The sequence below is a fragment of the Bacteroides sp. AM32-11AC genome, assembly GCF_003603515.1.
Classification (GTDB): Bacteria; Bacteroidota; Bacteroidia; order Bacteroidales; family Bacteroidaceae; genus Bacteroides; species Bacteroides uniformis.
Window position 1 is genome coordinate 153,980 of sequence record NZ_QTNH01000009.1, and the last position, 22,641, is coordinate 176,620.

A 22,641-nucleotide genomic window follows, 5' to 3' on the forward strand; every position below is an offset into this window, starting at 1 on the left:
TGCCCAAGTGTCCACTTCTTTAAAACATAACCTTACTTCCGCCTATCTGGATGCCGCCCGCAAGTTGTCTCCCAAGAGAGCACGCAGGCGCATAGTGGCGTATGTGGAGAGCTATGACGACATCGCTTTCTGGCGGACGCTGCTGTCCGAGTTCGAGAATGAGGAACGTTATTTTCAAGTGATGCTTCCCTCGGCCACCTCTCTGGCAAAGGGCAAGAAGATGGTGCTGATGAATACGTTGAACACATCGGAACTGGGCCGCAGCCTGATAGCTTGTGTAGACAGCGACTACGACTTCCTGCTGCAAGGTGCCACCAAGGTGTCGCATAAGATAAACAAGAATCCCTATATCTTTCAGACTTATGGCTATGCCATCGAGAACTTCCACTGCTTTGCCGACAGTCTGCATGAAGTCTGTGTGCAGGCCACGCTGAACGACCGGCATATCCTGGACTTCCCTGCTTTTCTGAAGCGTTATTCTCAGATTGCCTATCCGCTGTTTCTGTGGAATGTCTGGTTCTACCGCCAGCACGACACACACACTTTCCCGATGTACGACTTCAACGCCTGCGTGCGTTTGCAAGAGATAAACCTGCGTCATCCTTACCGTAGTCTGGACGAGATGCAAAAGACGGTGTCGGCAAAGCTGTCCGAACTGCAAGCCCGTTTCCCCCGCTACATCGACCGGGTGGAGCAGCTGGGCACGGAGTTGGAACATTTGGGACTGACTCCGGACAATACCTATCTTTATATCCAAGGACACCATATCATGGATTGTGTAGTGCTGAAAATCCTTATCCCGGTATGTACGGTGCTGCGTCGTGAACGCGAGCAGGAGATAAAGCGCCTGGCAGAGCATAACGAACAGTTCCGTAACGAACTGACGGGGTATGAGAACAGTCAGGTCAATGTATCCGTGATGCTGAAAAAAAACAGCGGCTACAAGAACCTTTATCTTTATCAGTGGTTGAAAGAAGACATTATGGAGTTCCTCGAGCGGGAGGAACAGTCGCGTAGATAAGATTGCCATTATGATAAACATACGATTATGGAGATATTGAAGAAGATAGACGACCTTTTAATCGGGTGGGGCGTATCCCCTTCCCGGGCTGATATGCTCGACCAATTCATTGCCTTCGCACTGATACTTGCCGTTGCTTTCCTGGCGGATGCCCTATGCCGGAAAATCCTGCTGAAGGTAGTGGCACAACTGGTGAAGAAGACCAAGGCTACGTGGGACGACATCGTATTCGACCGTAAAGTGATGGTGCACCTCAGCCGCATGGTGGCTCCCGTTATCATCTATCTGTTTGTTCCATTGGCATTTGTCGAAGTCGGTTCATCGGCAATGGATTTCATCCGGCGTATCTGCCTTATTTACATCATCATTACTTTCCTGAGTTTCGTTAACTCGTTCCTGAAGGCTGTTTACAGTGTATACAGTGAGAAGGAGCAATTTCGTGACCGCCCTTTAAAGGGGATGTTGCAAACCATGCAAGTCATACTATGGCTGGTGGGCGGCATTGTGGTCGTGGGCGAACTGATAGGCCGCGACCCGCTTTCGCTGCTTGCCGGATTGGGTGCTTCGGCAGCCATCCTGATGCTGGTATTCAAGGATTCCATTATGGGCTTTGTCTCCGGTGTGCAGCTTTCGGCCAACGACATGCTGAAGGTGGGCGACTGGATTGAGATGCCCAAGTACGGTGCCAACGGTACGGTGATAGAGGTAACGTTGAACACCGTAAAAGTGCGCAACTGGGACAATACCATTACCACCATCCCTCCTTACCTGCTTGTCAGCGACTCCTTCCAGAACTGGCGCGGCATGCGCGAGAGCGGTGGGCGGCGAGTGAAGCGCAGTATCAATATCGACATGACCAGCGTCCGTTTCTGCACTCCGGAGATGCTGGCAAAATATCGCAAGATACAGCTACTGAAAGATTATGTGGAGCAGACGGAGGAAGTGATTGAAAAGTACAATGTGGAAAACGGCATCGATAACTCCATCCTCGTCAACGGACGCCGCCAGACCAATCTGGGTGTGTTCCGGGCGTATCTGACGGCTTATTTGAAAAGTCTTCCCGACGTAAATCAGGAACTGACCTGCATGGTGCGCCAACTCCAGCCTACCGACCGCGGTATCCCGATAGAACTTTATTTCTTCTGTGCGCTGAAGGATTGGGTGCCCTATGAAGGGGTGCAGGCGGATGTGTTCGACCATGTGCTGGCAATCATCCCCGAATTCGATTTGCAGGTATTCCAGTCTCCGTCCGGCAGAGATTTCCAGCGGGTACTGCCTGCTGCTTCCGAAGAAAAAGGAGCTTGATTCCGACCATCAAAAAGGCCTATATCTATTGTATTTCTCATAGGGAGTCATTACCTTTGAACCCTATACTGAAAGGTCAGAACATCCCCATCTTTTCTCCCAAAACATCCCCATGTTTTGGGGTATTACATCCGGGTGTTTTGGGTGAAAACATCCCCATGTTTTGGGGCAATACATCCGGGTGTTTTAGGTATTCAGTCATATAGTGAAAGGTATTCGGTCACGGAGTCTTTACCGTAAGGTATAGGCTTTGTGTATGCAAGTTGTAGGTGTGCCTCGCGTCGGGCGGGAATATCTTTCGTTTTTTACGAACCTAATTATAAAGAAAGATTGGTATGTCAATGAATTATGTGGTCCGCAAGAAGGTGGACAAGAGTGGAGACAAGGAAGTGGTGCGCTACTACGCGGCGTCAAAAGTGCTTCAGCCGGAACCGGTGAGCAATGACGAACTGGCCAAGAGGCTGGCTTTTGTCAGCTCCCTGCAGGTGGGCGATGCCCAGTCCGTGCTGGTGCAACTGCCGGATATTATAGCGGACTATCTGGCCAGTGGACGCACGGTGAACATCAAGGGACTTGGAAACTTTTTTCCCTCCATCACCAGCGAACCGGTGGAACGGATAGAGGACTGTACGGCAGATAAAGTGCGCATTTCGCGTATCTGCTTCAGGGCGGCAGGCAGTTTCATGCAGCGCGTTTGCCGTCATCTGGACTTGTTCAGCTTTCAGGTTCAGGAATTGAAGAAGGAGCTGAAGAAGAAGTAAACGGTACTTTTAGTTTCTTTCTTGAAACAGCGCGTACCCCTTGAAGCCGGAAGGCATTCGAGGGGTACGCTGTTGAAGAAGTTGTGTGTTTTTTTATAGCCTTGCGAGTGCTTCTTTTTTTTACTTCACCCAGCTTCCGTTCATCCAGCTGCATTCTTTCCTGATGTCCTCGAAAGAACTATAGCTCAGGTTGGCGTCCACCTTGTTGCTTGTCACGGCGATAAAGTCGGCATGGGTGTAGATGCCTTCTTTGCAGCTCAGCTCGGAGGTGAGGGTGATGTTGGTCAGCTTGGAAGTGCCGTTCTTCAGGGCGTTTTCGGTAAGGGCGGTTTCCACGGTCAGGGGTTGGCCTTTGCCGCAGACCTTGGCGTTGTCTATTTCCACTTCCGTGCCGGCACGCAGACGGATGCCTTGCTTGCTGCCGCCGTTGCCGACGAGGATGAGGTTCTTCAATACGGGGTGGGCAACGGGAGTGGCGGCGTTGTTGCTGCCGTTGTTGTCGCACTCCATCAGGCAGTCGCAGTCGTAGCCCAGTGTGGATTCGGCTTCTTGGTAAGCCACGAGGTTGGTGCCTTTGCCGTTCCAGCCTTCGGTCCAGTCGAAGGAGTCGTCGCTACAGCTTACGGCTACGAGGTTGCTCACGTTTACCGAGCCGCCGAAGAACTCAAAGCCGTCATCGGAACCTTTGTAGGCTTGGCAGTGGTCCACGATGGTACCGTTGCCTACGCCGTAGAAAGAGATACCGTTGGCTTCGTGCTCTTCATCGAAGGCAAAGCCGGTGTATTCCAGACGAATGTATTGCAGCGTGCCCGAGTTGTCGGCATCATCGTTGCCGCCGTAAACGGCACCGCCTATTTCAGAACTTCCCTTGCCGCCTTCGGCATTGGTGTGGGCGCGTCCGCAGATGTGGATGCCTCCCCATGCGCCCGGCTCTTCTTTTTCGCTGGTCATTACGATGGGTTTGTCCGGCGTGCCTACGGCGTTGATTTTACCGCCCTGCTTCACGAGGATGTAGTCTGCGATGTCATCGTAGACGGCGATAATCTTCACGCCTTCCTCTATGTGGAGCGTGGCACCTTCTTCTACGATGTATTCGCCGCTCAGCTTGTAGGTGTTTCCGGCAGCCAGGGTCACGTCGGAGGTGATGGTACCTTTCAATATCGTACCGTTTTCGATTTCATTGCCGTTTCCGTTGCCGCCGTTACCGTCATTGTCGTTGTTGTCGTCGCTGCTGCAAGCGGTGAGGATAGACATTCCGGCTACAAAGGCCAGAGAGTAGAATTTCCATTTCATTGTTTTCATAATTCAATTGTTTTAGTTGTTATATCCAATTTATCTGTCTGTCATTCAGATTGATTCTCTTAAATCTGCTTGTTTGTCAAAGAGTGTTCTCCGTTCCCTTCAGGGGGAGGGCGGGGGTTTTATAGGTTGTAGCTTATTCCCACCTCAAAGTTCGTTCCCTTGTGGTAGCGTTCCACTACCATTTCCTGCCCCGTGGTGGGCACATCTTGCTTGAAGATGACATCGCGGTTCAGCAGGTCGTTCACTTGCAGCTTCAGGTTGAAGTGCTTGTTCAGGCTATATCCGGCGCTGAAGTTCAACGTGTGCAGCGTCTGTTGCCTGACATCGCCCAGACCCGACACGCCTACCGCATGGATGCGGCTGCCTTGCAGGTTGTAGAGCAGGGCGAGGTTGAGCTGCCTGTCTTCGCCGAAGCGTGGCGAGTAGGTGAGGTCGGCATTGGCAAGGATGGGCGATGCGCCTTGCAGCGAACGTTCCTTGTTGGTGTAGGCACCGCCTTGGGGCAGCTTCACGTTGGTGTACATGTAACTGATGTTGGCGCCTAGGCGCAGGTCTTTGACGAGCCGTTTGCGCATCTCCAGCTCCACGCCGGCAGCCATGCCGTTGTCGGCATTCTTGAAGCTGTGCAGCGTGGCGCCGCCTTGCAGGTCTTGGATGCGTTCGATGGGGCTGTCGAGGTATTTGAAGTAGCCGGTCACGGAGAGCATGTCGCCGTCCTTGCCGAAGCGTTCGTAACGTAGGTCGAAGTTGTAGTTGTAACCGTTCTGCAACTCTTCGTTACCGCGGATTTGTGCCGAACCGTAGGACTCTTGATAGAGGAAGGGGGCCATCTCGATGAACGAGGGACGGGTGACGGTGCGCGAGGCAGAGAAGCGGATGCTGTTGGTGGGGTTCACCGCATATTTCAGGTTCAGGGCGGGGAAGAGGTCGTTCTTGTCTAAATTGCGCCGACGGGAGTACCAGTAGCCGCCGTCGCTGGCGTAGCGCACCCATTGCTTGCTCATTTCGTAGCGCAGGCCGAGGTTCACCAAGAGGGCTTCGGTGGGATAGAAGTCGGTCAGCAGGTAGGCGGAGTAGATTTCGTTTCCGGCGCGGTAGCTGTCTTTGGGCTGCATCACACGCTGTACCACGATTTGTCCGTCGGCAATGTTCTGCTGGTTGAGGAAGCCGTCGGTGTTGTAGATGTCGGTGATGACGGGGTTCAGTTTGTTCAGGTTGTAGTAGAAGCGGGTAGCGTTGTAGTCGCGGTTCTTGTCCTTGTAGTTGAAGCCGAGCTTGAGGTGGCTGGTGTCGTTCCACTTCCAGCGCATGGCGAGGTTGGCATTCCACTCTTCTTCGTCCAGGCTGCCGAAGTAGCGCATAGTCTCTTGGCGGTTCAGTTTGAAGAGCCTGAGACTGCCGTCGTTGTCTTTGACGTACATCACTTGCCGTCGGTCGGGCTCTTCGCTGCCGGTCTTGCTGTACGAGCCTCCCCAGGTCAGTTGCCACCTGTCGCCCTCGCCGAAGTTATGGATTCCGTTCAGTTGATGGTTTTGCAGGGTGTATATGTGCATGATGTTGTTGCTGCCGGTCAGCTCGTGTCCTTCGGCATCAGTACCTTCGCGGCGTTGGTAGGTGTCGATGGCATTGCGGGCGTAGAAGAAAGTGTAGCCTATGCGGTCGCTCCGGCGCAAGGTGTAGCCCAGGTAGCCGAGGGCGGCGAGCTTCAGTTCCTGCGCAAAGCTGTCGTAGGAGAAGTCGTCCTGCACGGTGCCAGTGGCTTCGAGTGTCTTGTAGAAGGCATCTTCCATGTTTTGGTAGCCGTTGCTGGCGCTGAAGGAGGCAAGCAGGCTGAGTGTCTGGTTGCTTATACCGAAGTTCTTGCCGAAACCGAGGTTTCCACCCAGTTCGGGCAACGAGCTCTTCTTGCTGGCGGCAAAGGAGGTATCGAAGATATTGTGGGTCTTCACGTATTTGTCAAACTCCATCAAGGGCATGTCGAGGGCGGCCGCGTCTACGCCGGGTGTCTTCAAGAGCGAACCGCTGCGGTCCATCTGATAGCGGTCTTTGCCTAAGGTGTTGAACTTCCCGCCCGTGTTGAGGCTCAGTTGGAAGAAATCTTCCGGTATGTTTTCTTTGGTGCTGATGTTGATGTGCGCACCGCTGTAGTCGGCAAAGGCGGCTGCGTCATACACTTTGCTGACGGTGATGTTCTGTACGGTGGACGAGGGGAACAGGTCGAGCGGCACCAGCTTGTTGTCCGGGTTGGGCGAGGCGATGGGCAGTCCGTTCAGCGTGGTGGTGCTGTAGCGGTCGCCCAGTCCGCGGACGATAAGTTGTCCGGCGCTGGCGATGGAGATACCCGTTATTTTCTTTACTCCTTCTTCCACATTGCCGATGCCTTTGAGGGACATCTCTTTGGAACCGAGGTTCTCGATGGCGAGGGTCGCTTTTTGCCGTTCCATTTGCAAGGCACGTTCGCCTTCGAGGTTCTTCTTGGCGGTGACCTGCACTTCGCCCAAGGTTTGCGTGTCCGGCTCCATGTCGAAGTTCAGCACGGTTTCACCCTTTATCTCTACGGCATTTATCGTCATGTCTTTGTAGCCGATGTAACGGACGGTGAGGGTATAGGTCCCGTTTTTCAGCTCCAGTGTATAGTTACCATCCAAATCGGCGACGGCGCCTTGTGCCGTTCCGCTCACTTGCACGGTGGCTCCCGTCAGCGGTTCTTTGGTTTGTCGGTCGGTGATTGTCCCTTTGATGGTTCCCGCCGTGGCAGCCATGACGGAAAGTGTGAGGAATAAAATAAGGAAGAAAATCTTTCCCAAGTCTAATTTCATGCTCATCTCTTTTCTTTGTACGTTTTTTAATCCGCTGCAAAGATGAGGCAATGACATTACACCGGTGATACATGGCACATACGTTTCATTTTCAAATCTATTACGATTTGGTTACCGCACATTCTTCCGGATTGTTTGTTATCCTTATATATAGGCTGCTTGGGACGAAAAAGGTTTCTAATGGTTGCTTATTAGAGTTTTATGGCTATTTTTGTATCTCAAACCAATATTGATAAATATATGGCTGTTCATCGTGACGATAGTGAACGTTTCCGGCGCCTTTCCATTCTTGGCCGGATAGGTTGGTGGGAGGCTGATTTTTCTTCAAGGCAGTATCTCTGCTCCGAATATGTCTGTAAGTTGTTAGGCTTGGAAGGGGAATACCTGAGCTTTGAGGATTTCGGTAAAATGATACGCGAAGACTATCGGGCGCGTATCAGCCGGGAGTTCCTTGCCATTCAGAATATGGAGGTCTATGAACAGACGTTTCCCGTCTATTCTACCGAAGGAGTGGTCTGGGTCTACTCGCGTGTGGGATACAAGGAGCATTTGCCGGATGGTACATTGAAGGCTTTCGGAGTGTTGCAGCGCGTAGAGATGCCGAAGGAGGAGGCTGCGAAGCAGGCTTTGCAAAGAGTGAACGATTTACTTTATCGGCAGACCTCAATATCCCATTCCCTATTCCGCTTCCTGAAAGACGAGGATATAAGTGCGGGCATTTACGACATACTGAAAGATATTCTTGATTTCTTTCGCGGCGGACGTGTCTATATATTCCAATACGATGAGAAGTGCCGGTACCAGAGCTGCACATACGAGGTGGTGGCTCCGGGAGTGGCTCCTGAGAAAGAAATGCTTCAAGGAGTCCAGGCTGACAGCCTGCCGTGGTGGACGTCACAGATTATGGCACAAAAGCCCGTTCTGCTGGAAACGCTGGGGCAACTGCCGGAGCACGCTTACGCCGAATATGAAATTCTGGCGAGACAGAATATAAAGTCCTTGATGGTAACTCCGCTGGTTGCCAATGACCAGGTGTGGGGATATATGGGCATTGATTTGGTGGACCGTACCCGAATGTGGACTAACGAGGATTACCAATGGTTTAGTTCGTTGGCAAATGTCATCAGCATTTGCATAGAGTTGCGCAAAACGAAGGATGAGGCTGTGCGTGAACGTACTTTCCTCAGCAATTTGTTCCGCTATATGCCTTTGGGGTATGTGCGGATGTCCATTGTCTGTGATGAAAAGGACAATCCCTACGGGTATTATGTGACAGATGCGAATTCTATCTTTGCCGATTTTCTGGGAAAACCCGCGTCGACGTTTATCGGCAAGACTGCCTCGTCTTTTTCAAGGGAGGCGGCCCCCAGACTAGAATATCTGCTTGATATAGTGAACACCGGGACACATAAGGAAATGGACATGTGTTTTGAGCTCACCAACAAGCACTGCCACGTGGTGATATACTCTCCGGAAAAGAATGAAGTGGTGGCGTTATTCCTCGATACAACAGACTCGGTACAGACTCATCTGGCTTTGGACCATAGCGAAAAACTGTTCAAGAATATCTTTGCCAATATACCGGTCGGGGTGGAAATCTATGACAAAGACGGATTCCTGGTAGACATCAACAATAAGGATATGGAGATATTCGGGGTCCGTGACAAACAGGATGTCATTGGAGTGAACTTATTCGAGAACCCGAATGTGTCCGCCCAATTGGCAGAACGTATACAGACTGAGGATATGGTCGACTTCCGCCTGAATTATGCTTTCGACCGGACTGAAGGGTATTACTCCACTTCCAAACAGCCGAAGGATGTGATACATCTTTATACGAAAGTGAGCAAGGTGTATGACAGTAAAGGTAACTTTACCGGCTATGCCATGATTAACATCGACAATACGGAACGGATTGATGCCATGAGCCGTATCTGTGATTTCGAGAATTTCTTCCTGCTTATATCGGATTATGCGAAGGTAGGTTATGCCAAGCTGAATCTGCTCGACCGGAAAGGCTATGCCATCAAGCAATGGTATAAGAATATGGGAGAGGACGAGAATACCCAATTGGCGGATGTCGTGGGAATATACAGCAAGATGTACCCCAGTGACCGCAGGAGGATGCTTGATTTCTTCAGTAAGGCCCGTGTGGGCGAAGCCAAACATTTCCAGGGAGAGATGCGCATTGAACGTCCGGGCGAAAAGGGAAAATGGAACTGGGTACGTACCAATGTGGTTGTCAATCTGTTTGAACCGGAGAACGGACAAATAGAGCTGATAGGCGTCAACTATGACATTACGGAATTGAAGGAGACGGAGGCTATGCTGATTGAAGCCAAGGAGAAGGCAGAAACCGCCGACCGTCTGAAGAGTGCCTTCCTTGCCAATATGAGCCATGAGATACGTACGCCCCTGAATGCGATTGTCGGTTTCTCCAGTCTGATGGGAGAGACCGGGGACATGGAGGAAAAAAGGCAGTATATGGCGATTATTGAAGAAAACAATGACCTGCTGTTGCAGCTGATTTCCGACATACTGGATTTGTCCAAGATAGAGGCCGGGACATTTGACTTTGTGGAAAAAGAGCTGGACGTGAACATGCTGTGTGAGGACATCGTGCGCTTCATGAAGATGAAGGCCAAACCGGGTGTGGAAGTTCTCTTCGACCGTCATCTGCCGGAATGCCGGATTGTCAGTGACCGTAACCGTTTGAATCAGGTCATAGCCAACTTTGTCAACAATGCCATCAAGTTCACCACTGCGGGAAGTATACGTGTAGGATATAATAAGGTGGATGAAACTCATTTGCGTTTTTATGTGGCCGATACGGGCCTTGGCATTGAGCCGGAAATGCAGGCTCAGATATTCGACCGTTTTATAAAGCTGAATACGTTTGTGCATGGCACCGGCCTGGGGCTTTCTATCAGCAAGAGCATTATAGAGCAGTTGGGTGGCACAATCGGTGTGGACAGTGAACCGGGGAAAGGCTCATGCTTTTGGTTTGTGCTGCCGATTGTATAGTATGGAAATGTGCTAAAATACACACTCACCACAAATTATGCAGATTAACACAACTCAAAGCTCTTGATTATCAGAACTTCTAAAGATAATTTGTGCCAATCTGCGTAATTTGTGGTAAGTGATGATACCCTCCGGTTATAATCCGAATGAGAACTTATCGATGGATTGATATACCACACTTGCAATACTCAGTACCACAATACCCAGTGTGCAAATGGCCAGGCTGGCACGTGTATAGTTGTCACTGCGGAATGCTGCAATCGGCTCGTCGCTCTTGTTGATGTACATTGCCTTTACAATCTTCAGATAGTAATAAAGCGAGATGATTGTATTGATAAGGGCAATGAATACCAGCAGATGGAAGCCGCCTTCGAAAGCTGCCGCGAAGATGAAGAACTTCGAGAAGAAGCCCGCAAACGGCGGGATGCCTGCCAGAGAGAACAGTGCCAGTGTCATCAGGAACGCCAACTTCGGATTAGTGGTATACAGCCCGTTATAGTCTTCAAGTGTGAACTTGCCTGCCCGCAGTGCCACAATCGTGATAACGGTAAATACGGCAAGATTGGCAAACATATATATCAGCACGTAGTATACCAGCGACGTCATACCTTGTGCGCTTCCGCTGATGACACCCAGCATGATGTAACCAGCTTGCGAGATACTGGAGAAAGCCATCAACCGCTTCAGGCTCTGCTGGCGTAGGGCGAAGAGGTTGGCAATTGTGATGGAGGCGATGATAACCCAGTACAGCACTTCCTGCCATTGTTCCACCATCGGAGCGAATACCTTGATGAGAGTAGCCATCAGCACGAAAGCGGCAGAGCCTTTAGAGATGACACTCAGATAGGCTGTCACCGTGCTTGGAGCACCTTCGTAAACGTCTGCTGTCCAAAGATGGAAAGGCACCAGTGATATTTTGAATCCCATGCCGGAGAAGAAGAATACGAATGCCATAATCTGCAACGGGTCGCCGGTGAGGCGTGCCGGTATGTCGGCAAAGTAGAGAGTGCCTACCGTACCGTAAATCAAAGATAATCCGTATAGCAGCAATCCGCTGGAGAACAGTGCCGTGAGAATATATTTGGCACCTGCCTCGGCAGAATGGTGGCGGTATTTGTCGAAGGCAACCAGGGCTGCCATCGGGATGCTTGCCGTCTCCAGTCCGATGAAGAACATCAGGAAGTGTCCGGCAGAAATCATGAAGTACATACCCAGCAGGGTGGAAAGTGTCAGAATGTAGAACTCACCTTGTTTGATGGCAGTGTCCGGACGGCGCATCCATTCGTGCGCCATCAGGAATACAATCAGTGTACCTATACTGAGGATGGATTTCACGATGCTCTGTATCGGCTGATTGTGATACATGCCGCCGAAAGCATCTGCCACAGGACCGGGAACGATGGTGATAAGTGTGTGTATGGTCAGCAGAGCAACGGGCAGCATTGTGTTCAGCACCGGTTTGCCGTCATTCTTGTGTGCATCCGGACTCATGAAGAGGTCGGCGACAAAAAGGATGACGATGACCAATATCAGCGAAAGCTCTTCTTTGAGCAGGAGGAATTGGGAATAATCCATATCTATTTACGATTTTACGATTTACGATTTACGATTGAAATTACTCTTGGGATTTACGATTTTATGATTTACGATTGAGGTTACTCTTGGGATTTACAAGTCATTTATCAATCGTAAATCGTCAAATCGTAAATAAATCAGTTATTGGCAGCACGCTGTCTCCAATCATGCCGCTAATCCACCATGGTGCCATACCGAGGGCGGCAACGCATGCGATGAGGATGATGACCGCTGTACGTTCGTCCCAGGTTGCATCGCTCAAGGTGAGGTGATGCTTGTTAGTGCAGGTGCCATAGAGAATCTTTCCTACCAGTCGCAGGATATAGACTGCCGTAATCACGATGGAGCTGCATGCAATGACCGTCCACACGCGGTGGAACGTATCGGGATGCTGGAACGAACCGGTGAAGATGGTCATTTCGGCAATGAAACCGCTGAGTCCGGGCAGTCCCAGATTGGCAAGACCGGCGATTACATAGCAGACAGCCAGAAAAGGCATAATCTTCATCAGACCGGAGAGTTCGCGGACGTCACGCGTATGGGTACGTCCGTATATCATACCGATAAGGGCGAAGAACAAGGCTGTCATCAGTCCGTGAGAGAGCATCTGCAGAACAGCACCCGTGCAAGCTGTCTGGTTCATCATCAGAATGGCGAACAACACCAGACCGCAATGGCTGACGGAAGAGTAGGCGTTGATATACTTCAAGTCGGTTTGTACACAAGCGGAGAATGCGCCGTATACCACGGAGATTCCGGTAAGAATCAGGAATATCCATCCCAGTTCCTGTGCAGCTTCGGGCATCAGGTACATGGCTATGCGGAAACAACCGTAACCTCCCAGCTTCATCAATACACCGGCATGGAGCATGGATACGGCAGTCGGTGCGGAGGCGTGACCGTCGGGGCTCCATGTGTGGAACGGGAACAGAGCGCCCAGCACACCGAAACCGAGGAAAGTGAGCGGGAACCAGATACGTTGCTGTTCGATGGGAATATTGTGCATCTGTGCTATTTCCAATAGATTCATAGAGGTGGCTCCGGCACCGTAGTAGATACCCAAGATACCGATAAGCAGGAAGGCAGAGCCGCCCATCAGCATCAGTGTCAGCTTCATGGCAGAGTACTCTTTGCGTCCCGACCCCCATACACCGATAAGCAGATACATGGGAATAAGGGCAACCTCGTAGAACATGAACATGGTGAACAGGTCTATCGAGATGAAGAACCCGAACACACCGATGGAGAGGAAGGTGAACCAAAGGAAATATTCTTTAGTCAGCGGTTGCAGCCTCCAGGAGGCGAATGTTCCGGTAAAGACAATGATGGCCGAAAGCAGCAGCATGGCTACCGAAATACCGTCTACTCCTACCGAATAGTGGATGTTGAGTGCAGGATACCAGACCATGTCGGCACGGAACAGCATTTCATCCGTGGCACCAGCGTGGCGTGCATTGAGGTACATCACGGTCAATGCCGCAGAAAGAACCAGCAGAGCCGATGCACCGGTCACCATCACCGCGCGTATTTGTGCGATGTTGCGGCTGAGCCAAAGACCCAGCAGCATCAGCAAGGGGATGAGTACGAATAATGATAAAAAGTTCATCTTTATATTTACGATTTAACGATTTACGATTTACGATTGAAAAATTTCGGGTTATAGCAATAGTAGCAGTATCAGTGCCAGCGTGCCCAGCAGGAATACAAATGTATATTGCTGGATGCGTCCGCTCTGCAGACCGCGTATCTCGTCACTGGTGGCATCGGCGCCCCAAGCAAGGAAGTCGAAGAAGCCGTCCACTACATGGCGGTCCCACCAGGCGATGGGGCGGCAGATGCAGCCGAAGATGATGCGGTGGGTGATGAACTGGTAGACCTCGTCCAGATAGAAGCGGTGGTAAGCTGCTGTCCACAAGCCTTTGAAACGGTGTGCCAATGTATCGGCAACGGGCTGTCGGCTACCTGCATAGATGTAGGTGGCAATGGCTATGGAAACCACCGCTACGGCGATACTTGTACCTGCCACACTCCAGTCCAGATGGATGTTATATGCTTCACCGTTGGAACTGATGAAGTGTCCGAAAGGAATGAAACCGGCAACTATCGTAACCACGGCAAGGAGCATCAGGGGCAGGGTCATCGCCAGAGGACTCTCGTGGGGGTGAGGCATGTGGCTGTCGCCCCCATCGCTTGCCGACTTTTGCCCCGGCTCTGAGCCGGCCCAAAAGATACCATAATAAAGACGGAACATATAGAATGCTGTCATACCTGCAATCACTGTCATAATCCATCCCATGATGGGGCTGAACTGGAAGCATGCCGTCAGGATTTCATCTTTGGAGAAGAATCCGGAGAACGGAGGAATACCTGCAATGGCAAGGCAGGCGATGAGGAACGTGATATGCGTAATGGGCATATACTTCCGCAGTCCACCCATGGCAGACATCTCGTTGCTGTGTACGGCATGGATGATGCTACCCGCTCCGAGGAACAGCAATGCCTTGAACATGGCGTGTGTGAACAAGTGGAACATGCCTGCCATGTAGCCCAGTCCCCCTTCGTGTGGGTCGGCTGATGTACATACACCCAGCGCCACCATCATGAAACCGATTTGGGAGATGGTGGAGAATGCCAGTACACGCTTGATGTCACTCTGCACACATGCCACACTGGCGGCATAGAATGCCGTGAAGGCTCCTACGTATGCCACGATGTGCAGCACGCTGGGAGCATATTCTATGAACAACGGGAACATGCGTGCCACCAGATAGACACCTGCAACCACCATTGTGGCGGCATGAATCAGTGCACTGACCGGCGTAGGACCTTCCATGGCATCGGGCAGCCAGATGTGCAACGGGAACATGGCACTCTTTCCGGCACCACCGATGAACATCAGTCCCAAGGCAAGCGGAATCATTGCCGCACCGCCCTTTGCCAGCGCCATCTCATTAGGGCTGAAGGTGTATGTACCGGCATAATACCCATAGACGAGGATACCTATAAGGAATCCCAGGTCAGCAAAACGGGTCACGATAAAAGCCTTCTTCGAAGCGGCAATAGCCGCCGGCTTCGTATAATAGAAACCAATCAGCAGATAGGAGGACACGCCCACCAACTCCCAGAACAGATACATCTGGAAGATATTCGTTGCTACTACCAGTCCGAGCATGGACATGGTGAAGAGCGACAGGAAGGCGTAGTAACGCTGGAAACCGCGTTCGCCCTTCATGTAGCCGAAAGAGTATATGTGTACCAGCAGCGAAACGGTACTGATGACCACGAGCATCATAACCGAAATCGGGTCGAGTAGGATACCCATGTCGATACTGAGGCTTTCTGTGAAAGGCAGCCATTTGAAGTTATAGGGCATCAGCGCCTCGTACGTACCATCGGCAAGGCGGGGAGCGCTGAAGTACATTCCTGCGGTGAGATAGGAAAGCACTGCGACCACACCCAGTGCCGCAGTTCCGATAAGGCCGGCAGTGCGGTGTGACATCCATTTACCTCCAAGTCCCAGAGCGAGGAAAGAGAGGAAAGGGAGTAGAAGGATTAATATTGTATATTCCATATATACTATGTTTATCAATTATTACTATTCAAGAAACATCGCTTGGCGATTCTTGCTCTTACCACTTCATCTCATCCAGTTTGTTCACCTGGATACTGCGGATGTTACGGTAGATGTTAATCATGATGGCAATGGCTACAGCCGTTTCGGCCGCCGAGATGGCGATGGAGAATAAAGAGAAGAAATATCCTTCCAGTCCTCCGGGGAATAGGAAACGGTTGAACACCGCAAAGTTGATGTCCGTGGCATTCAGAATCAGCTCGATGCTGATAAGTATCGCCAGCGTGTTGCGGCGGGTAAAGAACCCGTAGATGCCTGCGAAGAACATGATAGCCGAAACTATCAGATAATATTCCATGTGTATCATAATTCTTATCTTTTACGTGCTATTAATAATCCGCCTACGATACATGCCAATAACAAGATGCTGACAGCTTCGAAGGGAAGCAGATAACCATACTTGTCACCGCTCAGCATGTGGTGACCGATGGTCTTGATGTTGACCTCCAAAGGTTCCACGTCGGTGGTGGCAATGAACTTATGCTTCAAGGTGATGAATACTACGATGATGGCACCGCCCACGGTGGCACCCAGTCCGGCAAGGAACCTGCTACGCTTTAACTTCTCGATGACATCGCCTTCGCCACTGGTAAGCAGTATGGAGAAGACGTAGAGCACTACGATACCGCCGGCATAGACCATAATCTGCACGGAACCGAGGAAGGTGTAACCCAGCAGAAAGTAGATGCCTGCCGTACCGAAAAGCACGAACAGCAGGTAGGTGGCCGAGCGCACCATGCGGTGGGTCGTTACCGTCAAGATGGAAAATACGGTGATAAAGGCCGCAAGGAAGTAGAATACTACTGTTTCAAGAGTTATTTCCATGTTGTTTAATTACAAGTTACTATTAACGAATTACTTTGTTGTCTCTTCTTTGGGAGCAGCGGGTTTCTTTTTTTCTTCTACATGGCTGCCCGGACGGTTCAGCGTCATGACCAGTTTCGTGCGGTCGAACACTGCATGCTCAAAATCCTGGTCGAACGTGATGGCATCGTGAGGGCAGGCATTCACACAGAGTTGGCAGAACATGCACGAACCGAGGTCGTATTCGTACTTAACCAATATCTTCTTTTTCTTACCGTCTTCCGTTTCAACCATCTCGCCGGTCACCTTGATGGTGTCGTTGGGACAAGCCATCTGGCACAAACCGCAAGCTACACACCGATGTTCATTTTTATCATTATGGGGCATGGTCAGCGTGCCACGGAAACGGTCGGAGAGTTTCAATGTCGAGCGGTTTTCCGGATATTGTTCGGTAGTCTTTCGTCGGCAGAATACGGTCATGGTTGTCTTCATACCTGTCAGCAGAGAAGTGACGCCGTGTATGAGTCCGCCGATATAAGAGTTCTTTTCTTTCATTACTTTTGCCTTTATTAAAATTATCCGCAAGGAAATCTTGCTCCGGCGCTACGCCGGTTAGAAATGCAATTTAAATACTACAATTAATACCATCAAAATCAAGTTCACCATAGAGATGGGTACCAGGTACTTCCACTCCAGATTCAGAATCTGGTCAATACGCAGGCGGGGGAAGGTCCACTTTATCCACATCAGCAGGAAGACTACGAAGAAGGCCTTTCCGAAGAACCATACAAATCCCGGAATGTAATCCATCACTGCGTTGAAGCCGTCCAGGCCTACGATGTGTAGCGGCATCCAGCCTCCCAGGAAGATGGTGGCTGCCACGGAGGCTACGATAAACAGATTCAAATATTCTGCCAGATAGAAGAATCCGAAGCCCATACCGCTGTATTCCGTATGGTATCCGGCAGTCAACTCGCTTTCGGCTTCGGGCAAGTCGAAGGGACCGCGGTTGGTTTCCGCATTTCCGGCAATGAGGTAGATGATGAAGGCTATCAATGCAGGGATATGTCCCTTGAAGATGAACCAGCCGTCAGCTTGTCCTTCTACTATTTCGGAGAACTGCATGGTTCCCATCAACACTACCATTGTCAGTATGCTCAATCCGCAGGACAACTCGTAGCTGATAATCTGCGCACCGCTTCGCATGGCTCCAATCAGCGAGAATTTATTGTTGGAACTCCAGCCTGCCAGCAGGATACCCACTACGCCGATACTCGATGCAGCCAGCAGGAAGAACACTCCTACATTGAAGTCCAATACCTCCAATCCCTTGTTGATGGGCAGGCAGGCAAATGTCAGGAAAGAAGCGATGATTACCATGAACGGTGCCAGATTGTAGAGGAACCGGTCAGAGAATTTCAAATCAATGATTTCCTTTGTCAACATCTTGATGACGTCGCAGGGCACTTGGAGCAATCCCCATTTCCCCACGCGCATCGGACCGAGGCGGCATTGGAAGAAGGCGCATATTTTACGCTCCATGTAAATCAGGATGATGGCAAGCACGGCATACATCAAGATGATGCATACGCCAATCACCACGCATTCGAGGAATATTGCCAGACCTTCCGGCATCAGGGAAGTCAGCATCTGGTGTATCCAGTTGGTTATTATACTAAAGTCAAACACGTTGTTCATTTACTATTTACTATTTACAATGTACAATTTACGAGGCGCTTTTTGATTTACAATGTACAATTTACAATTTGGCTGCGCTGTAATTCCGCATGGTAAATTGTGAATTGTCAAATCGTAAATTCTTTTATCTATCAATATCTGGTACTACATAATCTAATGTTCCGCCAATGGCAATAAGGTCGGCGATTTTAGCTCCGCGGCAAATCGTATTTACGGTCGATACCAATGGCAAGCCCGTACTGCGGAAGTGCAGGCGGTAAGGCGTCTTGTCGCCGTGGCTTTCGAGGAAGACGCCGAATTCACCGCGGCTACCTTCTACGGCTGCATAATAAGTGCCTTCCGGTACGCGGATAATAGGTTTCATCTTTTCCTGGTAGGCTCCTTCCGGGATGTTGTCTATCAGTTGCTCGATAATCTTCAGGCTCTCCAGAATTTCATCCATACGGATAAGGTAGCGTGCCCATGAATCGCCTTCGGTGCGGATGACTTCTTTAAAGTCCACCTTGTCATATACGGCATATGGCATACGCTTACGCACGTCGCAGGCCCATCCGCTGGCGCGTCCGGTGCCTCCGGTAGCTCCAAAGGCGATGGCATCTTCCCGTGAGAGTATACCCACACCTTTCAGACGTTGCTGGGCAATGATGTTCCCGGTGAATACGTCGTGATATTCGTGTAGGATACCGCGGAGGTAGGGGATAAACTCCTTCACTTTCTTTACGAAGCCGGGAGCAATGTCTGCCTGCACGCCACCGATGGTGTTGTAGTTCATGATGAGGCGTCCACCGCAAGTTTCCTCAAAGATGTCGAGTATCTTTTCGCGGTCGCGGAAACCGTAGAAGAAGGCCGTTAATGCACCCAGGTCCATAGCAAGACAAGAATAGAACAGCAGGTGAGAGTCTATTCGCTGCAACTCGTCCATGATGGTACGTATGTACTGCACGCGTTCGCTTACTTCCACGCCCATTGCCTTTTCGATACACATGCACAAGGCATGGCGGTTCTGGTGTGCGCCCAGGTAGTCCAGACGGTCGGTCAGAGCCAAGGTCTGCGGATAGGTCAGGCTTTCGCACATCTTCTCGATACCCCGGTGGATGTAGCCGCAGTTGGCATCAATCTTGTCGATGATTTCACCCTCCAATGATACACGGAAACGCATTACGCCGTGGGTGGCCGGATGTTGGGGACCGATGTTCACCACATATTCCTCATCACCGAAAAGTTGCATCTCCTTATTCTTGATGCTACCGTCGGGATTCAGCTCCAATTCCATGGTAGTGTCCACCGTTTCTTCGTTGTCCATACGCAACGGATTATCTTTTTCCGGCTCATTGTCTTTACGCATGGGATAGCCTACCCAGTCATTGCGCAGATAGAGTCGGCGCATATCCGGATGACCGATGAAAACGATGCCGTAAAAGTCGTAGACTTCGCGCTCGTTGAAATCCGCAGCTTTCCAGATATCGCTGACGGAAGGAAGTTCGGGATGTTCCCGGTTTAGAGTGGCGGTGCGTACCGCTATCCGTTCGCCGGTAACAGTAGATTCCAACAGATAGACTACGCCGAGTCCGCGGGGGGTGTCCGGTGCGTCTTTCTCGTCGGGTATTCCCCAATCCATACCGCTGAGGCATTCCAGGAAGTCCATTTGTTTCTCTTTCCGCAGACGCAGCATTTCGTCGTGCAGGACTGAGGGCTCTATGTATTTTATTTCCATATTTTTAAGTACTGATTAGTGGTTCTCTTCTTTTCTGTTTACTCCACCGAAGTATTTCTCTATTTTCACTTTACGCTGCAATTGCATCATGCCGTAGTAGAATGCTTCCGGACGCGGAGGACAACCGGGAATGTAGACATCCACCGGCAGAATCTTGTCCACACCGTTCACCACGTGATAGGATTTCTTGAACGGGCCTCCGCTGACGGCACAGCCGCCTACGGCTACTACATATTTCGGATCGGCCATCTGGTCGTAAAGACGTTTCAGAACGGGAGCCATCTTGTTGGTTATTGTTCCGCAAACCATAATCATGTCTGCCTGGCGCGGACTGGCACGGGCTACCTCGAACCCGAAGCGCGCCATATCGTAGCGGGCTGCGCCGAGGGCCATGAATTCGATACCGCAACAGCTGGTTGCAAACGTAAGAGGCCACAGTGAGTTGCTGCGTCCCCAGTTGACGAAGTCGTCCAGTACGCCAAGGGCGACATTGGCGCCTCCGGCATTAAGTTCCCGAACCAGTTTCTCCAACGTTTCGTTGTCTGTAAACTCCTCATAAGGGATAGATTTAATTTTCGGCTTCTTTGTTACTTCCATTCCAAAGCTCCTTTCCTCCAGGCATAAGCAAGGCCCAGAATCAATATAATCAGGAAAAATAAAACACTGAAAAGTCCTGCCACGCCAAGTTCGCGGGTGATGACTGCCCAAGGGAACAGAAATACCGTTTCCACTTCGAACATCAGGAACAAGATGGCAAACAGATAGTAACCTACCCGGAATTGCATCCACGATTTACCGCGGGTAGGGATACCACACTCGTACGGCTCCATCTTCTGTGCATTGTACGAACGGGGTGCTATCGCATTGGAGAGCGCGATGACGATACCCACGAAAGCGATTGCCGTCAATAAGACGACCACTAACAAAGTAAAGTTCATAAACCTGATAAGATTTTAGATATATAATAATAGATACATCGCACCGGAGGACAAAACCTCTGAATTGTTGTCCGGCGAGTCAGGGGCAAGCGTCTGCGCTTGCAGGCCTTCTAAATGATAATCTTTCTTAGCCCGAACACGTAATAGTTCGCGTCGGGTACGGGATGCGGAGACAGATTCAACAAACGGTCGCATTCCGGTGCATAGGCATGCTGCTGCATCTTGTAGATGTACATGCGCAGGAGTACGTTTTTGTTGGTTGGTACTTGCGTATGGTCTACATGTTCTATGCAGAGGGAGTTTGGTGAAAACAAGTCGTAGAACTTCTGGACTGCTTGTTGGGTGGTAGGAGCTTGTGACAGCGTGCAGCATTCTGCTTGTCGGGTGGCAGGAACGCACAAAATGTCTACAGCTCCGGTTGCACTGTCGTGCAATAGGGCTGCAAAGATTATGATTAAACAGTATTTAATGCATTGCTTCATACCACAATTCTCTCTTTCAAGGGCGCAAAGATATAATAAGTATTGTTCAATTTGCTATCCCCGCATAACAAAAAATGATTATTTTTACACTTTTTATCCTAAATCAATTCCGTTTCCAGAAATCCGGTGTGAAAAGCAGCAGTACGGTAAATAACTCAAGACGACCCAGAAGCATTAAAAAGGATAACAGCCATTTAGCTGCATCGGGCAGGGCATTCCACGAATAGGCAGGTCCGGTTTCACCCAATCCGGGTCCCATATTACCGATACTGGAAATGACGCAGCCCATTGATTCTTCAGCCCCGACACCCATAGCCATCATGAGCAGTGTGCCGATGACTATAATGGCGATATAAATAAAACAAAAAGCCAGTACGGTGGAGACAATGGAGGGAGAGATTACCTGCTTGTTTATCCGTACCGGAAGTATGGCATTGGGGTGTAGGATGTGTTTGAACTCGTTTCGTGAGACTTTGGTAAGAATTACCATACGTATACACTTCAAGCCTCCGGTGGTACTGCCTGCACACGCCCCCATCAGCATGATGATGGTAAGCAGCCCCCACAGGACGGGTGTCCATTGCATGTAGTCATCTGTCGCAAAACCGGTGGATGTATGGAGGGAAATTACTTGGAACAAGGATTTGCGGAAGGATTCTTCCATCCCCATGGGACTGGTATAGTAAAGTACGATGGCTATGACGGCAGTGAAGAGCACAACTGAACCGAAATAGAATTTCAGCTCGGCATTGCTGATGAACTTCTTGAATTTCCGGTTGACGAACAATAATAGCAAGGTGAAGTTGATGCCGGAGATAAACATGAAAATGGAGATGACATATTCTATATAAGGAGAATTGTAGTAGGCAACGCTGGCCTGCTTGGTGGAGAAGCCACCGGTACCGGTAGTGGCAAATGCATGGCAGATACTGTCGAACCAGTCCATACCTCCAAGCATCAGCAGGCCGACAAGCAGAGCGGTTATGCCGGCATAGATACTCCAAATCCATTTGGCGGTGATACCGATACGGGGATGAACCTTGTCATGTGTAGGGCCGCTTGCCTCGGCGGCGAACACCTGCAGGCCACTGACTCCGAAGATGGGAAGCACTGCAATGGTGAACATGATGATTCCCAAGCCGCCAATCCACTGTGTCATACTGCGCCAGAACAGTATTCCATGAGGAAGTGACTCGATGTCGTCCAAGATGGTGGCACCCGTACTGCTGAAACCGGACATGGTTTCGAAGAATGCATTGGCAATGTCGGGTATGTATCTGCCTATATAGAAAGGCAGCATTCCGAAAAGAGAGAATGCCACCCAGGCAAAGCTGACCAGTACATATCCGTCACGGCGCGTCAGTTGCCGTTCGCCTCCCTTGCCGAGAGCTGCCAGCAATAAGCCTACCCCTGCTGTGATGCCTCCTGCTTTCCAGAAATCGAGCATATCGCTTTCTCTGTAGTAGAAGGACACGCCCGAACAGACCAGAAACATGACTGTTTCCAGCAATAGCAGAATACCGATAATCCGTATGATTGTCTTGAAGTTAATCATTTACCAACTACT

General features: G+C 50.4%; 18 protein-coding genes. 4 read left to right on the top strand and 14 right to left on the bottom strand.

All coding sequences use genetic code 11. The features are described from left to right. Positions 1-7: 7 nt before the first annotated feature. The 3 genes from DW800_RS11450 (at position 8) to DW800_RS11465 (ending at position 3,087) form a co-directional block, all read left to right on the top strand. Positions 8-1,021 carry a DUF4435 domain-containing protein gene (locus DW800_RS11450; protein WP_117703480.1) on the top strand — a complete coding sequence of 338 codons (1,014 nt, stop codon included), beginning with the start codon at positions 8-10 and terminating at the stop codon, positions 1,019-1,021. A gap of 27 nt (positions 1,022-1,048) precedes the next feature. Then, positions 1,049-2,326: a mechanosensitive ion channel family protein gene (locus tag DW800_RS11455; RefSeq protein WP_165859895.1), complete on the top strand. Its 1,278-nt coding sequence runs from the start codon at positions 1,049-1,051 to the stop codon at positions 2,324-2,326. A 335-nt stretch (positions 2,327-2,661) separates the two neighbouring features. Then, a complete protein-coding gene (locus DW800_RS11465) occupies positions 2,662-3,087 on the top strand; it encodes a hypothetical protein (protein WP_005835201.1) in 426 nt (141 codons plus the stop codon). A gap of 120 nt (positions 3,088-3,207) precedes the next feature. Here DW800_RS11465 and DW800_RS11470 read toward each other — a convergent pair whose 3' ends face one another. Together DW800_RS11470 and DW800_RS11475 are read right to left on the bottom strand one after the other, a co-directional pair. Further along, positions 3,208-4,389 (bottom strand): hypothetical protein, encoded by a 1,182-nt coding sequence (locus tag DW800_RS11470; protein ID WP_117703478.1) that lies wholly within the window; start codon positions 4,387-4,389, stop codon positions 3,208-3,210. Positions 4,390-4,508: 119 nt separating this feature from the next. Further along, positions 4,509-7,214, bottom strand: coding sequence for a TonB-dependent receptor (locus DW800_RS11475; protein WP_117703477.1), 2,706 nt, complete (start codon positions 7,212-7,214; stop codon positions 4,509-4,511). 234 nt (positions 7,215-7,448) lie between these two features. Here DW800_RS11475 and DW800_RS11480 point away from each other — a divergent pair, with 234 nt between their 5' ends. After that, positions 7,449-10,232, top strand: a complete 2,784-nt coding sequence (locus DW800_RS11480; RefSeq protein WP_119958092.1) for an ATP-binding protein — start codon at positions 7,449-7,451, stop codon at positions 10,230-10,232. Between the two features lie 135 nt (positions 10,233-10,367). Here the strand turns inward: DW800_RS11480 and DW800_RS11485 are convergent, their stop codons facing one another. From DW800_RS11485 to DW800_RS11540, 12 genes are all read right to left on the bottom strand, one after another. Next, positions 10,368-11,807 carry an NADH-quinone oxidoreductase subunit N gene (locus DW800_RS11485; protein ID WP_016274123.1) on the bottom strand — a complete coding sequence of 480 codons (1,440 nt, stop codon included), beginning with the start codon at positions 11,805-11,807 and terminating at the stop codon, positions 10,368-10,370. A 121-nt stretch (positions 11,808-11,928) separates the two neighbouring features. Then, positions 11,929-13,413 (bottom strand): NuoM family protein, encoded by a 1,485-nt coding sequence (locus tag DW800_RS11490; protein WP_005823976.1) that lies wholly within the window; start codon positions 13,411-13,413, stop codon positions 11,929-11,931. Positions 13,414-13,464: 51 nt separating this feature from the next. Beyond that, positions 13,465-15,378 carry an NADH-quinone oxidoreductase subunit L gene (gene nuoL / locus DW800_RS11495; protein WP_016274122.1) on the bottom strand — a complete coding sequence of 638 codons (1,914 nt, stop codon included), beginning with the start codon at positions 15,376-15,378 and terminating at the stop codon, positions 13,465-13,467. A 58-nt stretch (positions 15,379-15,436) separates the two neighbouring features. Beyond that, positions 15,437-15,745: an NADH-quinone oxidoreductase subunit NuoK gene (gene nuoK / locus DW800_RS11500; protein ID WP_005823972.1), complete on the bottom strand. Its 309-nt coding sequence runs from the start codon at positions 15,743-15,745 to the stop codon at positions 15,437-15,439. Positions 15,746-15,750: 5 nt separating this feature from the next. Then, positions 15,751-16,263, bottom strand: coding sequence for an NADH-quinone oxidoreductase subunit J (locus DW800_RS11505; RefSeq protein WP_005823970.1), 513 nt, complete (start codon positions 16,261-16,263; stop codon positions 15,751-15,753). Between the two features lie 30 nt (positions 16,264-16,293). Beyond that, positions 16,294-16,797 carry a 4Fe-4S binding protein gene (locus DW800_RS11510; RefSeq protein WP_005835213.1) on the bottom strand — a complete coding sequence of 168 codons (504 nt, stop codon included), beginning with the start codon at positions 16,795-16,797 and terminating at the stop codon, positions 16,294-16,296. A 57-nt stretch (positions 16,798-16,854) separates the two neighbouring features. Continuing rightward, positions 16,855-17,931, bottom strand: coding sequence for an NADH-quinone oxidoreductase subunit NuoH (gene nuoH / locus DW800_RS11515; protein WP_117652473.1), 1,077 nt, complete (start codon positions 17,929-17,931; stop codon positions 16,855-16,857). A gap of 133 nt (positions 17,932-18,064) precedes the next feature. Continuing rightward, entirely contained in the window at positions 18,065-19,654 is a 1,590-nt protein-coding gene (locus DW800_RS11520; RefSeq protein ID WP_057253165.1) for an NADH-quinone oxidoreductase subunit D, read from the bottom strand. 15 nt (positions 19,655-19,669) lie between these two features. Further along, on the bottom strand, positions 19,670-20,251 hold the full coding sequence (locus tag DW800_RS11525) for an NADH-quinone oxidoreductase subunit B (RefSeq protein ID WP_005823959.1): 582 nt from the start codon (positions 20,249-20,251) through the stop codon (positions 19,670-19,672). Beyond that, complete coding sequence (locus DW800_RS11530) at positions 20,242-20,592, bottom strand: NADH-quinone oxidoreductase subunit A (RefSeq protein WP_005823956.1); 351 nt, start codon at positions 20,590-20,592, stop codon at positions 20,242-20,244. The genes DW800_RS11525 and DW800_RS11530 overlap by 10 nt, the downstream gene beginning before the upstream one ends. Before the next feature lie 110 nt (positions 20,593-20,702). After that, on the bottom strand, positions 20,703-21,074 hold the full coding sequence (locus tag DW800_RS11535; RefSeq protein ID WP_016274120.1) for a hypothetical protein: 372 nt from the start codon (positions 21,072-21,074) through the stop codon (positions 20,703-20,705). A gap of 103 nt (positions 21,075-21,177) precedes the next feature. Next, the gene (locus DW800_RS11540; protein ID WP_117652462.1) at positions 21,178-22,629 is read right to left on the bottom strand and encodes a TrkH family potassium uptake protein; all 1,452 of its coding nucleotides are present in this window, start codon (positions 22,627-22,629) and stop codon (positions 21,178-21,180) included. Between the last annotated feature and the right edge of the window lie 12 nt (positions 22,630-22,641).